A 13,869-nucleotide genomic window follows, 5' to 3' on the forward strand; every position below is an offset into this window, starting at 1 on the left:
ACAATGAACAATATCGTGGATCGTAGCGGCAAACCGTTTTCCCGTCGCAATTTTCTGAAGCTGAGCGCAGCGGCCGGCGTGGTGGGCGCGGGCGCAGCCATGGGGTTACCGGCGGCCGGTTGGGCGGCGACTTCCCAACCCAAAAAGGGGGGCACCCTGAAGCTGGGACTGGCCGGTGGCAACACCACCGACTCCTACGATCCGGGCACCTGGAGCGACACCTTCACTTTTGTTGGTTTCTCGGCGGTGTACAACACGCTGGTGGAAATTGACGTAGACGGCCGGGCCATTCCCGAACTGGCGGAGTCCTGGAGCTATTCACCCGACGCCCGCATCTGGACCTTCAAAATCCGTCCGGGGGTGGAGTTTCATAACGGCAAAACCCTGACAGCGGCCGATGTCCTGGCGTCCATCAACCACCACCTGCGCACCGATTCAACCTCAGCGGCCAAAACCGTGCTCAGTGAAGTGCAGACCGTGCGTTCACCGGACCCCAGCACGGTGGTGATCGAGTTGAAAGCCGGGAATGCCGACTTCGCCTACATCATGGCGGACTACCATCTGGCGATCATGCCCGCACAGGGCGACGGCATTGACTGGCAGGCAGGTGTCGGCACCGGCGGCTATGTCATCAAGAGTTTCGAGCCCGGGGTGCGCATGGTTCTGGAACGCAACCCCAACTACTGGAAACCGGACCGCGCCCACTTTGACCGCGCTGAACTTCTGGGGATCACCGACGGTGCAGCGCGGGTCAACGCCCTGGTAACCGGCGAAGTCGACGTGATCAACAAGGTCGATGTCAAAACCATCGCCCTCCTTAAGCGCAATCCCAGACTGGTGATCGAGGAAACCAAGGGGGCGCAGCACTTTACCTTCCCCATGCTGGTGAACAGCGCGGAATTCAAAGACAACAACGTGCGCCTGGCGATGAAACACTCCATCGACCGGGAAGCGATTCTGGACAAAATATTGCGGGGGTATGGCAGCGTCGGTAACGACCACCCGATTCAGCCGGGCAACCGGTACTTCAATCAGGCACTGGCTCAGCGTCCCTATGATCCTGAAAAAGGGCGGTTTTACCTTCGCAAGGCGGGTCTCGATAATCTCAGGATCAAACTGCATGCCTCGGAAGCTGCTTACACCGGTGCGGTCGACGCCTCGGTGATGTTCAAGGAGCATGCCCGGTCAGCGGGCATCGACATCGATGTGGTGCGCGAACCGGCGGATGGTTTCTGGTCCAGCGTGTGGATGCGCCAGCCCCTGACCACGTCGTTTTTCTACAGCAGCCTGACTGCCGATCGCATGTTCAGTCTCGGTTACGCCAAAGCGGCGGCCTGGAACGAAACCTACTGGGCCAACGAGCGCTTCAATCGACTGCTGACCCAGGCCCGCGGTGAGCTTGACGATGGCTTGCGCCGGGAAATGTACAACGAGATGCAGCAATTGTGCTGCGATGACGGCGGCTCCATCATCCCGGTCTTCGCCAGTTCCGTGGCCGCCCGCTCGACACGCGTCACCCATGGCGGCACCACCGCGCCGTTTGGCGAGCTGGATGGTCTGCGTGTCATTGAGCGCTGGTGGCAGGCCTGAGCCATGCGCTCAGGTCTGTGACCCCAGCGGAAGCGTTCGGCCCACAGGAGTCAGGTCATGGTAAGTATTGTTCGATTGTTATCGCAGCGGGTCGCTCTGGGTCTGCTGTCGTTGCTGGCGGTGTCGGTCATCATCTTCATGGCCGTTGAGCTGCTGCCGGGAGATCTCGCGCAGGCCATGCTGGGACAGGCCGCCACTGCGGATACGGTGGCGGCCTTCCGGGCCCAGTTGGGCCTGGATCAGCCACCGGTGCAGCGCTTTATCGGCTGGATGGCGGGCGTGTTGCAGGGTGACTTTGGCACCTCGCTGGCCAATCAACGGGAAATCGGCGAGCTGGTGTCGGCCCGGCTGGGCAACACCCTGCGTCTGGCCGGACTGGCCGCGTTGATCTCGGTGCCCGTCGCGTTGGTGCTGGGGATGCTCGCGGCCCTGTATCGCAACTCCTGGTTTGACCGCATGCTCAACACCACCGCCTTGAGCACGGTGTCCTTCCCGGAGTTTTTTGTGGCCTACATTCTGATTTTGTTCCTCTCGGTGAAATTGGACTGGCTGCCCAGTATCGCCAACATCACCCCGGAGGACTCGTTTCTGACCGTTCTGGAGCGCTCGTTATTGCCGGTCCTCACCCTGAGTCTGGTGGTGATCGCCCAGATGATGCGCATGACCCGGGCGGCGCTGATCAACCTGTTGGCCAGCCCGTACATCGAGATGGCGCGCCTCAAAGGGGTTAAAAAATCCCGCATCATCTATTACCACGCTCTGCCCAATGCCCTGGCGCCCATTGTGACCGTGGTGGCCTTGAACCTGGCCTACCTGGTGGTGGGTGTGGTGGTGGTTGAGGTGGTATTCGTGTACCCCGGACTGGGGCAGTTGCTGGTCGATTCGGTCGCCAAACGCGATATTCCGGTGGTGCAGGCCTGCAGCCTGATATTCGCGGTGACCTATATCGCCCTGAATACCCTGGCGGACGTTCTGGCGATCGCCACCAACCCACGTCTGATGCATCCGAGGGGCTGATCATGAAATCACTGGTTAAACAGATTTGGCAGGCACCCCTGAGTGCGCAATTCGGCCTGGCGGTCATTGCCCTGTATATTTTTGTGGCCGTGTTTGCCCCCGCGCTGGCGCCATATGGCGAAACCGAGGTGGTGGGGGAGGGGTTCGCGCCCTGGAGTGGCGACTACTGGCTGGGTACCGACAATCTGGGGCGTGATATGTACAGCCGGTTGCTGTACGGGGCCCGCAATACCGTGGGGATCGCGTTTATAACCACCGCGCTGGCGTTTCTGATCGGCGGACTGGCGGGGCTGGTCGCGGCCGTAAAAGGCGGTTGGGTGGATCAGGGGTTGTCGCGCATCGTCGACGTGCTGATGGCCATCCCCCAGCTGATCTTTGCGCTGCTGATCCTCAGTGTGGTGGGCACCACCGCCACCTCGTTGATTCTGGTAATTGCCTTGCTGGACGCCACCCGCGTGTTTCGTCTGGCGCGGTCGGTAGCGATGGGGGTGGTGACCCTGGACTTTGTGGAAGCCGCCAAGTTGCGTGGCGAGGGCCTGTGGTGGCTGATCACCCGGGAAGTTCTCCCCAACACCATCGCGCCGCTGATTGCCGAGTTCGGCTTGCGGTTCTGCTTTGTATTTCTGTTCATCAGTGCGTTGTCCTTCCTGGGACTGGGCATTCAGCCGCCCACCGCCGACTGGGGCAGCATGGTGCGGGACAACGCCATACTGATTACCTTTGGTGACATCTCGCCGCTGTTGCCGGCTGCCGCGGTAGCCATTCTGACGGTGGGCGTGAACTTTGTCGTGGACTGGATGTTGCACAAATCGAGCGGATTGAAGGGGTGAGCCAAATGACCATAACGCAGAACAATGACAAGACCGACCTGCTGCTTGAAATCCGCGACCTCCGCATCGCCGGCCACAGCGAGGATGCGTGGCAGGACATCGTCAAGGGCATCGACCTGACCCTTCACCGGGGTGAAATCCTGGGTCTGATTGGCGAGTCCGGTGCGGGCAAGTCCACCCTGGGGCTGGCGGCGATGGGGTATTGCAAGGACGGCTGCAAAATCACCGGGGGGCAAGTGCGCTTCGACGGTGAGGACCTGGTGGGGGCCAGCGAAGAAACCCTGCGCCGGTTGCGCGGGGTGCGCATTGCCTACGTGGCCCAGAGTGCTGCGGCCTCATTCAATCCGGCGCACCGGCTGATCGACCAGCACATCGAGGCTGCGTTGCATCACGGGGTAAGTGACAGAGCCACCGCGCGTGCCGGGGCCATCGAGCTATACCGCAGTCTGAACATGCCCGACCCGGAGCACATCGGTGAACGATACCCGCACCAGGTCTCCGGTGGCCAGTTGCAGCGGGCGATGACCGCCATGGCGATGGCCTGCCAGCCGGACCTTATCATCTTTGACGAACCCACCACCGCGCTGGACGTGACCACCCAAATAGAGGTGTTGGCGTCTATCCGTGCAGTGGTCGAAAAGTTTGGCACCGCCGCGCTATACATTTCCCACGATCTGGCGGTGGTTGCGCAAATGGCTGACCGCATCATGGTGTTGCGTCATGGCAAGCTGGTGGAAGAGGCTGAAACCCGCCAGATGCTGGCCGCGCCCCAGGAAAGTTACACCCAGTCGTTGTGGGCGGTGCGCCTGTTCCAGACGGCGCCCAAGCCCCGTCCGGACGCGGAGGTGCCACTGGTGGAGTTGCGTAACGTCACCGCCGGTTACGGTGCCAAGCAGGTGCTCGAGGATGTATCGTTCAGCGTCTATAAAGGGCAAACGGTAGCGGTGATCGGTGAGTCGGGCAGTGGCAAAAGCACCACCGCGCGGGTCATCAGCGGCTTGTTGGCGCCGGGTAGCGGTGAGGTACGTTACAACGGTGAGGTTCTGCCGGGCGATTACCGCAAGCGCGACAAGGACATGCTGCGCAAGGTGCAGATGATTTACCAGATCCCCGATACCGCGATCAACCCGCGCCAGACCATCGGCGAAATCATCGGGCGACCCATGAAGTTTTACCACGGGCTTGGCGGCAGTGCGGTGCGCACCAAGGTAAAAGAGCTGCTGCAACTGGTGGAACTGGATCCGGACCGGTTCATTGACCGCCGCCCGGCGGAGTTGTCAGGAGGGCAGAAGCAGCGCATCTGCATCGCCCGGGCGCTGGCTGCCGAGCCGGATTTCATCATCTGCGATGAAGTCACCTCGGCGCTGGATCAACTGGTGGCCGAAGGCATATTGAAGTTGCTGAACCGGGTGCAGGAGCAGTTCGGGGTGTCTTACCTGTTTATTACCCACGATGTGGCCACGGTCAGGGCCATTGCCGATCAGGTGGTGGTCATGCAGGCCGGACAAGTGGTGGACAGCGGCTGCCGGGCCACCATCTTCACGCCCCCCCATCAGGATTACACCGATCTGCTGTTGTCCTCCGAACCGGAGATGGATCCGGATTGGCTGGACAAGTTACTGGAACGCCGCGCGGTGGTGGCGGGCGCCTAGCACAGCAAACAGCCTCCCGAAGGAGGCTGGTGGTTTTCCCCGGGCGACAGCCTCAGCTGTGCAGTCGACGCCGGTTGGCCAGCAGGCCGCCCAGGCCCAGCAGCATCAGTGCCAGGCTGCCCGGCTCCGGAACCGTGCTGACGGGAGGCGGCGCATCCGTGAAGCTGCCCCCTTGCAGAAAGACTGCAGAATCCCAGGAAGAATCGCCGGTGTCGGCGATGGCGATTTTCATGGAATGGGTGGCCTCGGGATCCAGGCCAAGTACGGAGGCGGTGAACACGTCGGTGAAGCCGTCGTACTCTATATCAAAAACGCCTGTCTCGTTGTTGTTGTAAAAATCGCAATTCGGACCGGCACCCGAAAAAGGATTTCCGCAGTTGACGTTGTTGATACTGACCGGCTGGCCGTCGGGCGCCTCGGCGATGTTGACGCCGTTGACAAAGAACGCAAAGACATCGTTAAACTGTGTGCCCACAAACTCGTTGTATTCCTCGGAAGCAAACACGTAATTGAAAAACAGGTCACCCGTGGTGGTGGTGAAATCGAAGGTCAGCACCGCGGCGTCATTGGTAGTCGCTCCGCCAATCAGCGCGCTCAGATCGGCATCACCGGCACCGCCAACAACCGTGGTGGTGCCGCCGGCGGAATTCGGCCCGGGTGCGTCGGTGGCGTCGCCGGTGGTCATGATCAGGCCTTCATCAATGTTCAGCACCGCAGCCCCGTCGGAAAAAAAACCGGACTGATTCGGGCCGCCGATGTAATTGGCGTTGCTGATGGTGACACCCGATCCCAGCAAGGCATTCGCCATGGCGGTACCGTCGGTTGAGGTGGCATCAATCACCAGTGCGGAAGCGGTCTGGCAGACCGCTGCGGTGGAGACTAGGGCTACGCCCTGCAGGAGTTTTTTCATTATTGGAGCTCCAGTTTCAGCACAGTTGTGGATGTGTCGCCTTCCTCAGGAAGGGGCGACCACCCCCCATGGTGAAACCCAAGCAAACCCCGGGCCATCGTTTAAAGCGTCTTTATTTCAACCGGTTATATTTTCGTTGCGGCGCATGTGTAAAATTACCGGACAGTTCAGCTCCGAGTCACTGCCGGCCCCTGAGCCTGCTTTCCCTCTGTGCTGAATAGCATGGCTGCCCCGCTCAGGCTGTCGGGCGGCCATAGTCGATGGAGACAATGGTCCAGATGACGGTGCCGGCTTCGGTGGTGACTTCGGCTTCGTCCCCCACTTCTTTCTTCAGCAGCGCCCGGGCCATGGGTGAGTCGATGGAGATGTAATCTTTGCGATTGAAAATTTCGTCGTAGCCCACAATACGGAAGTTCAACGTCTGGCCGTCTTCGTTTTCTATCTCGACCCGGGCCCCGAAAAACACCTTGCCTTCCTGCTGCGGGTGGTATTCGACCACCTTCAGGTTTTCCAGGCACTTGCGCAGGTAGCGCACCCGGCGGTCAATTTCGCGCAGCCGTTTCTTGTTGTACTGGTAATCGGCGTTTTCACTGCGATCGCCCAGACTCGCCGCCCAGGTCACTTTTTTGGTGATTTCGGGGCGCTCCACCCGCCACAGAGTGTCGAGTTCGGTGCGCAGGTCTTCGTAACCCTGCTTGGTAATAAGGGGAGTCTTCACACATGCTCCTTCTGCGGTGTTGGATTGGCCGCCCGGTTAGAGAGAACAAATGCGGTGCCGGTGCCCACCCCCGCCGGGACGGGCACCGGAGCGAATGCGACCGCTTAGACGTTGAACCGGAAGTGGATGACGTCGCCATCCTGCACAATATAATCCTTGCCTTCCAGACGCCATTTACCGGCCTCTTTGGCACCGGCCTCACCACCGTACTGGATAAAATCATCGTAGGCGATCACTTCGGCGCGAATAAAGCCCCGTTCGAAATCGGTATGAATGACCGCCGCTCCCTGGGGCGCGGTGGCGCCCACTCTGACCGTCCAGGCCCGCACTTCCTTGACGCCTGCGGTGAAGTAGGTCTGCAGGTCCAGCAGCCGGTAACCGGCGCGGATCACCCGGTCCAGGCCGGGTTCTTCCATGCCCATTTCGTCAAGGAACATGCTCTTTTCGTCATCGTCCAGCTCGGAAATTTCCGATTCGATCTTGTTGCAGATGGGCACCACCACCGCATTCTCGGCGGCCGCGATCTCGCGCACAGTGTCCAGATAGGGATTGTTGTCAAAGCCGTCTTCGCTGACATTGGCGATGTACATGGTGGGCTTGATGGTCAGCAGGCACAGCTCGCGGATCAGCAGCAGGTCGTCGTCATCCAGCCCCATGCTGCGCACCGGTTTGCCTTCGTTCAGTACCGGCAATAGGCGTTCGAAGACTTCCAACTGGGCTTTGGCGTCCTTGTCGCCACTCTTGGCCACCCGCTGCACCCGTTTGATGGCTTTTTCCACCGTGTCCATGTCGGCCAGTGCCAGTTCGGTGTTGATGATCTCGATGTCGGCCGCAGGGTCGATCTGATTGGCTACGTGAATGACGTTGGGGTCATCAAAGCAGCGCACCACGTGGGCGATGGCGTCGGTCTGGCGGATGTTGGCCAGAAACTGGTTGCCCAGGCCTTCCCCTTTGGAGGCGCCCGCCACCAATCCGGCAATGTCTACGAATTCCATGGTGGTGGGCACGGTGCGTTCCGGTTTGACGATGGCGGCCAGTTTGTCCAGACGCGGATCGGGCATGGCAACGACCCCCGCATTGGGCTCGATGGTGCAAAACGGGAAATTTTCGGCACCGATGCCGGCCTTGGTCAATGCGTTGAACAGGGTGGATTTGCCGACGTTGGGCAGGCCGACGATGCCGCAGTTAAAACCCATGGAAAAGCCTCTGCTGAATGCGAAACGAGTGTGTGAAAATGCCGGAATTATACCGGCGACCAATGTCTGGTGCGAGTGTGCCGGGCAGGGCGCTAGGGCACAGGGGTATAGCTGTGGAGCCGGTTCATGGCCGCCGCCAGTTTACCGTTGGCCGCGTCTGGCAACACCCGGATGACCTCGTCAATCAGGTCGTCCAGTTGTTCGGTTTCCCGCTTGCCCAGTCGTCCGAGCACGTAGCCCGTAACCTGCCGGCTGTCGCCGGGGTGGCCTATGCCGAGGCGCAGACGCTGAAACTGGTTACCGCCGAGATGGGCAATGGTGTCCCGCAGGCCGTTATGACCGCCGTGGCCGCCGCCTTTTTTGAATTTGGCGGTACCCGGGGGCAGGTCAAGCTCGTCGTGGGCAACCAGGATATGTTCGGGAGAGATCTTGTAAAAATCCGCCAGCGCCTTGATCGCCTGGCCGCTGCGGTTCATGAAGGTGGTGGGGTTGAGTAAATGCAGATCAAGCCCCTGCCACTGGATGCGGGCATAGTGGCCGTGGTATTTCTTCTCGGGGCGCAGCACCTGACCCGCATGGCGGGCCAGGGCTTCGACGAACAGCGCGCCGGCGTTGTGACGAGTATTCTCATAATCAGAGCCGGGGTTACCCAGCCCAACCACCATGACAATATCCTGTGTCATCTACCGTCACCCTGAGAGGTTTTAGGCCTCTTTCTCGCCTTCTTCGCCGCCTTCTTCTTCAGCGTCTTCTGCTTCTTCATCAACCTGCGCGCCACGTGGCTTGTTGATGCTGACGACGGCCTGGTCGTGCTCCAGATCGTGCTGGATAGCAACTATCTGTACGCCCTCGGGCAGCTGCAGATCGCTCAGGTGAATGACCTGATCCATCTCCACATCCATCAGATCCACTTCGATGAACGATGGCAGGTCTTTTGGCAGACACACGACTTCGACTTCGGTCAACAGGCGGAAAGCCACGCCACCGTAGGTCTTGATCGCCGGGGCGGCGTCTTCGTTGAGCAGATGAATCGGCACGTGAACGTGGATTACTTCGTCCTGGCTGATGCGCTGGAAGTCTGCGTGGTTCAGCAGCGGCTTGTACGGGTGACGCTGCAGGTCCTTGATGATGACGCTTTCTTTTTTGCCATCGAGGTTGATGGTCAGAACCTGGGAGAAGAAGGATTCATTCTCGATGGCCTTGCTCAGCTCGTTGTGCCAGATGGACACGGACACAGCGTCCTTGCCACCACCGTAAATAACGGCAGGGATCTTCTTTTCTTCGCGACGCAGGCGGCGGCTCGCACCTTTCCCCTGGTCATCACGAAGGAATGCTTCAATAACAAATTCCTGGGACATGATTATTACCTCAATCGTCACCTGAGCTGTCCGCGACCAGACCTGGCTGCAGGCGAGCATGGTTTAAAAGCCGGAACCAAAATTCCCGGCGGGTTAAACAAACCAGGAGCCGTGCAGGGCTCCTGGTTTGAATGCGTGTGTCCGTGTGCGCCTGTCCAACCGACGTTATTCGAACAAGGCGCTGATGGACTCTTCATTGCTGACACGGCGAATGGATTCGGCCAGCAGGCCGGCCATGCCAAGGGGGCGGATTTTATCACACTGCTGCGCTTTGTCACTGAGCGGAATGGTGTCACAGACCACCAGTTCGTCAAGAATGGAGTTGTTGACGTTGTCGATGGCCTTGCCGGACAGTACCGGGTGGGTAATGTAGGCCACGACCCGCTCGGCCCCGCGCTCCTTCAGAGCGTCGGCCGCTTTGCACAGGGTGCCGCCGGTATCGACGATGTCGTCCACCAGGATGCAGGTTTTGCCTTCGACGTCACCGATAATGTGCATGACCTGGGACACGTTCGCTTTGGGGCGACGCTTGTCAATAATGGCCAGATCGGCGTCGTTCATGCGCTTGGCAATGGCGCGGGCGCGCACTACGCCGCCCACGTCCGGGGAAACCACCACCACGTTTTCAAAACGCTGCTTGTCGATGTCTTCCAGTAACACCGGTGTGGCGTAAATGTTGTCCACGGGGATGTCAAAGAAGCCCTGAATCTGATCGGCATGCAGGTCGACCGTGAGCACGCGGTCAACGCCGATGCTGGCGATCATGCCCGCAACAACTTTGGCGCTGATGGCCACTCGGGTCGAGCGCACGCGTCTGTCCTGACGGGCGTAACCGTAATAGGGGATAACAGCGGTTATGCGCGAGGCCGAGGCGCGCCGCAGGGCGTCCGCCATCATGACCAGTTCCATCAGGTTGTCGTTGGTGGGGTAGCAGGTAGGCTGAATGATAAAAACGTCGTGGCCACGCACGTTTTCGTTGATTTCAACGGTGGTTTCACCATCGCTGAATGCACCAACATGGGCCTTGCCTACGGGAACCTGGAGTTTTTTGGCAATACGTTTGGCAAGTTCAGGGTGAGCGTTGCCGGTAAAGATCATCAATTTGGACACGGTTGAGTCCTTTTTGGTATCAGCGCAGGAGTCAGAGGAAGCAGAAGAAAGATGGCTGGGGTGGCAGGACTCGAACCTGCGCATGACGGGATCAAAACCCGTTGCCTTACCACTTGGCGACACCCCAGTGTCGTGCTTTGTTGGCATCATTTCAGTTCTGTCAGCTGTTGGTGAAGTGGTGATCTATTCACCCCTTTAGCGACGAACCCCTTGATGCCGGAGGGTTTGCTTTCCCAGATCATCCGGGCTGCGGATTCTGAAGGGAAACGTCCAAAAATGCAAGCCCCTGTACCGGTTAATTTTGCGGGTCCAAATTGTGAAAGCCAATTGAGGCTTTTTCGGACCTCGGGATACAGCTCGCAAACTGTCTCCTCGCAATCGTTTCGGTACCTTGAGGCGTCTCCCTCAAAAGCGGGCGCTATTGTCATCCGTGGCGTGTCCCTTGTCAAGCCATCTGCGGAAAAAATCTTTCCGGTGTTGATGTTACATTCCGGATTGATCACCAGAAACCAGTCCTCGGGCGGGTTTGCGGGGGTCAGCTGCTCGCCCACCCCTTCGCCCACGGCGGCGAAGCCGTGCACAAACACGGGTACGTCAGCCCCCAGTGCCAGCCCCATGTCTGCCAGCTCGTCCAGAGTCAGGTGCAGCCGCCACAACCGGTTTAACGCCAGTAAAGTGGTGGCGGCGTTGGAACTGCCGCCGCCCAGGCCGCCGCCCATGGGGAGACGCTTATTGAGGGAGATGGTCACCCCGGACGCCTGTTGCGGGTATTTTTGCGCCAGCAACGAGGCCGCCCGCAGGATCAGGTTGTCGGCGTCGGCGACCCCCGGCAGGGGCGGCGACAGCACCAAGGCCCGATCGGTCCGGGCGGTGAAGGTGAGTTCATCGCCGTAATCCAGAAACTGGAACAGCGTCTGCAGCTCATGGTAACCGTCCGCCCGGCGACCGGTGATGTGCAGGAACAGGTTGAGTTTGGCGGGTGAAGGTAAGGTCAGGCTCATGGCTGGGTCCGGGTTTTCAGAGCGCGCCAGGCGGTGACCGCGATACGGACGCGCTTGTCATCTTTGGTGGCGGTGATACGTGCCGGCAGATCCGGCTGGTCCGGAAAGAAAGTACGCCAGCGATCATAGCGCACCTCCCAGCCGTGCTGTCGGATCATGGCCAGCTGATCCTGGCTGTCAAAAAAGAGGCGGAAGTCAGCGTCCGGGCCGGGCAGCCCGCGAATCCACCAGGCCAGGCTGTCCATGGGGAGTTGCCAGCCGGTCGCCGCTTCGATCAATACCTCCGGTTCGGTGGAGTAATAGGTTTCCCCGTCGGGGAGGGTCAGTTCGACGTAGGCCGGGGTGCCCTCCAGATGCGTCTGGCCGAGCCCGAGAAAAGCCGACGACAAGGACAGTGCGTAGTGTTCGTGCTGCTGCACCCAGCTGTTGATGACCGCACTGGCGCTGTCCGACGGCTGCCGCACCGCGAGTTTGCCGGCAAGTTGCCAATGGGTCAGGGTTTGCAGGCGCTGCTGGCGGTCGGCCCAGTCTGCCGGCGGCTGACTGGTCAGACCTTCCGGCAGCGGGTCGGTCCTGAAGGAGGCGCAGCCGTTCAGTACCAGCGCCAGCAGTACAACGGCCATGGCCGCGCTGTGACGGCTCACCGGGTCGGCCCGTCCGTCAGACGCTCGATGGTTTCAATCAGGGTGGGGTGCTCGGGGAAGTCCTGCAGGCTTTCGCGCCAGATGATGCGGGCCTGCTCCTGCTCACCCATTTCCCACAACACCTCGCCCAAGTGGGCGGCCACCTCCGGATCCGGGTAGGCGCTGTACGCTTGTTTCAGATAGTCCAGTGCCTCTGCGGGGTGACCCTGTAAGAACAGAACCCAGCCCATGCTGTCCATAATAGCGGCGTTGTCGGGTGCCAATTGCAGGGCCCGGCGGATCAGGGCTTCCGACTCATCCAGGCGCTGCGGTTGCGAGGTGAGAATGTAGCCCAGGGCATTCAGGGTCACGGCGTTTTCCGGTTCACGCTCAAGGATGGCGCGTAAATCCTTTTCCGCATCAGCGATGTTGCCGTCCCGGTCGTGCATCATGGCGCGGGCATAGCGAATGCGAATGCTGTCGGGCAGCGCTGCCAATCCCGCACCGGCCGTCTCAAACGCCTGTTGATGGCGGTCCGAGTCCAGCAACAGATTGATCTCCAGCAGCCAGAAACTTTCCGCTTGCTCCGGGTTGACCGCTTTCAGTTGCTGCAGGCGGGTGAGAGCGCCGTCTACATCACCGTCGGCTGCGCGCAGCGCACTGATCCGGGCGAGCGCGGCAAAGTAATGGCCGCCTTCGGTCACCTGCTCGTAATAACTCAGGGCCTGCTCCGTCAGATCCTGCTCATCGGCGATTTTGCCAAGGTAAAAGTGGGCTTCGTCCAGGTGGTGGCCTTGTTCTATCAACAGGTGCAGATCATCGCGGGCAAGCTCCGGTTCGCCGTTTTCAATGGCGATCAGGGCGTGGGATAAGCGCAGCCCCGGAATGTTCGGAAATGCTTTCATCAAGCGGGCGAATTCATCCTGAGCGCCCTGCATCTCCCCCTCGCTGACCAGCATGCGGCCATAGAGGGTGCCCATCTGACGGTTCTGCGGATAGCGGCGGGTGGTCCGTTGCAGGTAATCCAGCGCTGCGGTGGGTTGTCCGGCCTGATACAGCAGATCTCCCTTCAGCACCAGCGCCGGCTGAAAATTCGGGTGCTGTTGCAGGATCGGTTCCAGTCGCACCAGCGCGGTGTTGGGTTGCTTGGCTATTTTCAACAGCAGGGCGATGCTGTATTCAATTTCGAGATTGTCCGGGTAGCGCTCGCTGAGCTGCTGGTACAAAACCAGCAGTTCTTGCTGACTCTCTGGGGGCAGATTGGAGGCGAGGGCCGCCAGATTGTCGAAATCTGCATCGCCCCCCAGATCCATTATGCGCTCCATGTGCTGCAGCGCGGTTTTAAGATCGTTGCGCTGAACGGCCTGGATGGCAAGGATGCGCAGGGCTGCCATGCTGTCGGGCTCAACCTCCAGCCACAATTGGGCCAGGCGCAGCTGGGCGTTATCGCCGTTCAGGGATTGGGCAATCCGCATGGCTCGGGTAATGACGCTCCGGTCCCGGGATATTTCCGCCGCCCGGACATAGTTGCCCAGCGTGATATCATAGCGTCCCCGCTGTGCGGCAATTTCGGCCGAGGTGAGTAAATAGAGGACTTCCGGGTCCAGCTCCGCATATTCAACGGGCGCAGTGTTTTCCGCTGGCGTAATGCGGATGACCTGGTCGGCGGGCGTGTCGCTGGATTCTGCAGGCTCACTTTTCAGGGCCGCACAACCTGCTATAAAGGTGGCCAGCAGGCTGGTAGCGAGTAACAAGGCAGTTTTTTGCATGAGGTATCCCGTGTTGGTGCGGCATCACGCCAGGCAGGAAAAGCCGTCAGTAGCTCGCTGTTCCGGCGCGCTCTTATGATGGCATAAGCGCCGGA

At 60.1% G+C, this 13,869-nt stretch carries 13 protein-coding genes and 1 tRNA gene; 4 read left to right on the plus strand and 10 right to left on the minus strand.

Annotation, left to right across the window (positions count from 1 at the left end):
- The first annotated feature begins 3 nt into the window (after positions 1 to 3).
- From BG841_RS10475 to BG841_RS10490, 4 genes are read left to right on the plus strand one after another with little or no spacing between them, the layout of a single operon-like run.
- Entirely contained in the window at positions 4 to 1,590 is a 1,587-nt protein-coding gene (locus tag BG841_RS10475; RefSeq protein ID WP_070057607.1) for an ABC transporter substrate-binding protein, read from the plus strand.
- A 57-nt stretch (positions 1,591 to 1,647) separates the two neighbouring features.
- Positions 1,648 to 2,607: an ABC transporter permease gene (locus BG841_RS10480; protein ID WP_070057608.1), complete on the plus strand. Its 960-nt coding sequence runs from the start codon at positions 1,648 to 1,650 to the stop codon at positions 2,605 to 2,607.
- A gap of 2 nt (positions 2,608 to 2,609) precedes the next feature.
- Positions 2,610 to 3,437 (plus strand): ABC transporter permease, encoded by an 828-nt coding sequence (locus BG841_RS10485; RefSeq protein WP_070057609.1) that lies wholly within the window; start codon positions 2,610 to 2,612, stop codon positions 3,435 to 3,437.
- A 5-nt stretch (positions 3,438 to 3,442) separates the two neighbouring features.
- Complete coding sequence (locus tag BG841_RS10490) at positions 3,443 to 5,089, plus strand: ABC transporter ATP-binding protein (RefSeq protein ID WP_070057610.1); 1,647 nt, start codon at positions 3,443 to 3,445, stop codon at positions 5,087 to 5,089.
- Positions 5,090 to 5,141: 52 nt separating this feature from the next.
- On the opposite strand, the gene BG841_RS10495 is transcribed toward BG841_RS10490, so the two are convergent.
- The 10 genes from BG841_RS10495 to BG841_RS10540 form a co-directional block, all read right to left on the minus strand.
- The gene (locus BG841_RS10495; RefSeq protein WP_070057611.1) at positions 5,142 to 5,999 is read right to left on the minus strand and encodes a choice-of-anchor L family PEP-CTERM protein; all 858 of its coding nucleotides are present in this window, start codon (positions 5,997 to 5,999) and stop codon (positions 5,142 to 5,144) included.
- 235 nt (positions 6,000 to 6,234) lie between these two features.
- A complete protein-coding gene (greB, locus tag BG841_RS10500; protein ID WP_070057612.1) occupies positions 6,235 to 6,717 on the minus strand; it encodes a transcription elongation factor GreB in 483 nt (160 codons plus the stop codon).
- Positions 6,718 to 6,821: 104 nt separating this feature from the next.
- Positions 6,822 to 7,913 carry a redox-regulated ATPase YchF gene (gene ychF, locus BG841_RS10505; protein WP_070057613.1) on the minus strand — a complete coding sequence of 364 codons (1,092 nt, stop codon included), beginning with the start codon at positions 7,911 to 7,913 and terminating at the stop codon, positions 6,822 to 6,824.
- 92 nt (positions 7,914 to 8,005) lie between these two features.
- Entirely contained in the window at positions 8,006 to 8,596 is a 591-nt protein-coding gene (gene pth, locus BG841_RS10510; RefSeq protein WP_070057614.1) for an aminoacyl-tRNA hydrolase, read from the minus strand.
- Positions 8,597 to 8,617: 21 nt separating this feature from the next.
- A complete protein-coding gene (locus tag BG841_RS10515) occupies positions 8,618 to 9,271 on the minus strand; it encodes a 50S ribosomal protein L25/general stress protein Ctc (protein ID WP_070057615.1) in 654 nt (217 codons plus the stop codon).
- Between the two features lie 165 nt (positions 9,272 to 9,436).
- The gene (locus BG841_RS10520) at positions 9,437 to 10,381 is read right to left on the minus strand and encodes a ribose-phosphate pyrophosphokinase (RefSeq protein ID WP_070057616.1); all 945 of its coding nucleotides are present in this window, start codon (positions 10,379 to 10,381) and stop codon (positions 9,437 to 9,439) included.
- 52 nt (positions 10,382 to 10,433) lie between these two features.
- Positions 10,434 to 10,508, minus strand: a tRNA-Gln gene (locus BG841_RS10525).
- A gap of 19 nt (positions 10,509 to 10,527) precedes the next feature.
- Positions 10,528 to 11,382, minus strand: coding sequence for a 4-(cytidine 5'-diphospho)-2-C-methyl-D-erythritol kinase (gene ispE, locus BG841_RS10530; protein ID WP_070057617.1), 855 nt, complete (start codon positions 11,380 to 11,382; stop codon positions 10,528 to 10,530).
- Complete coding sequence (lolB, locus tag BG841_RS10535; protein ID WP_070058786.1) at positions 11,379 to 12,005, minus strand: lipoprotein insertase outer membrane protein LolB; 627 nt, start codon at positions 12,003 to 12,005, stop codon at positions 11,379 to 11,381. The genes ispE and lolB overlap by 4 nt, the downstream gene beginning before the upstream one ends.
- A 17-nt stretch (positions 12,006 to 12,022) precedes the next feature.
- Complete coding sequence (locus BG841_RS10540) at positions 12,023 to 13,774, minus strand: tetratricopeptide repeat protein (RefSeq protein ID WP_070057618.1); 1,752 nt, start codon at positions 13,772 to 13,774, stop codon at positions 12,023 to 12,025.
- Positions 13,775 to 13,869 lie beyond the last annotated feature (95 nt).

This window comes from Marinobacter sp. X15-166B (assembly GCF_001752365.1).
In the GTDB taxonomy this organism is placed as follows: Bacteria; Pseudomonadota; Gammaproteobacteria; order Pseudomonadales; family Oleiphilaceae; genus Marinobacter.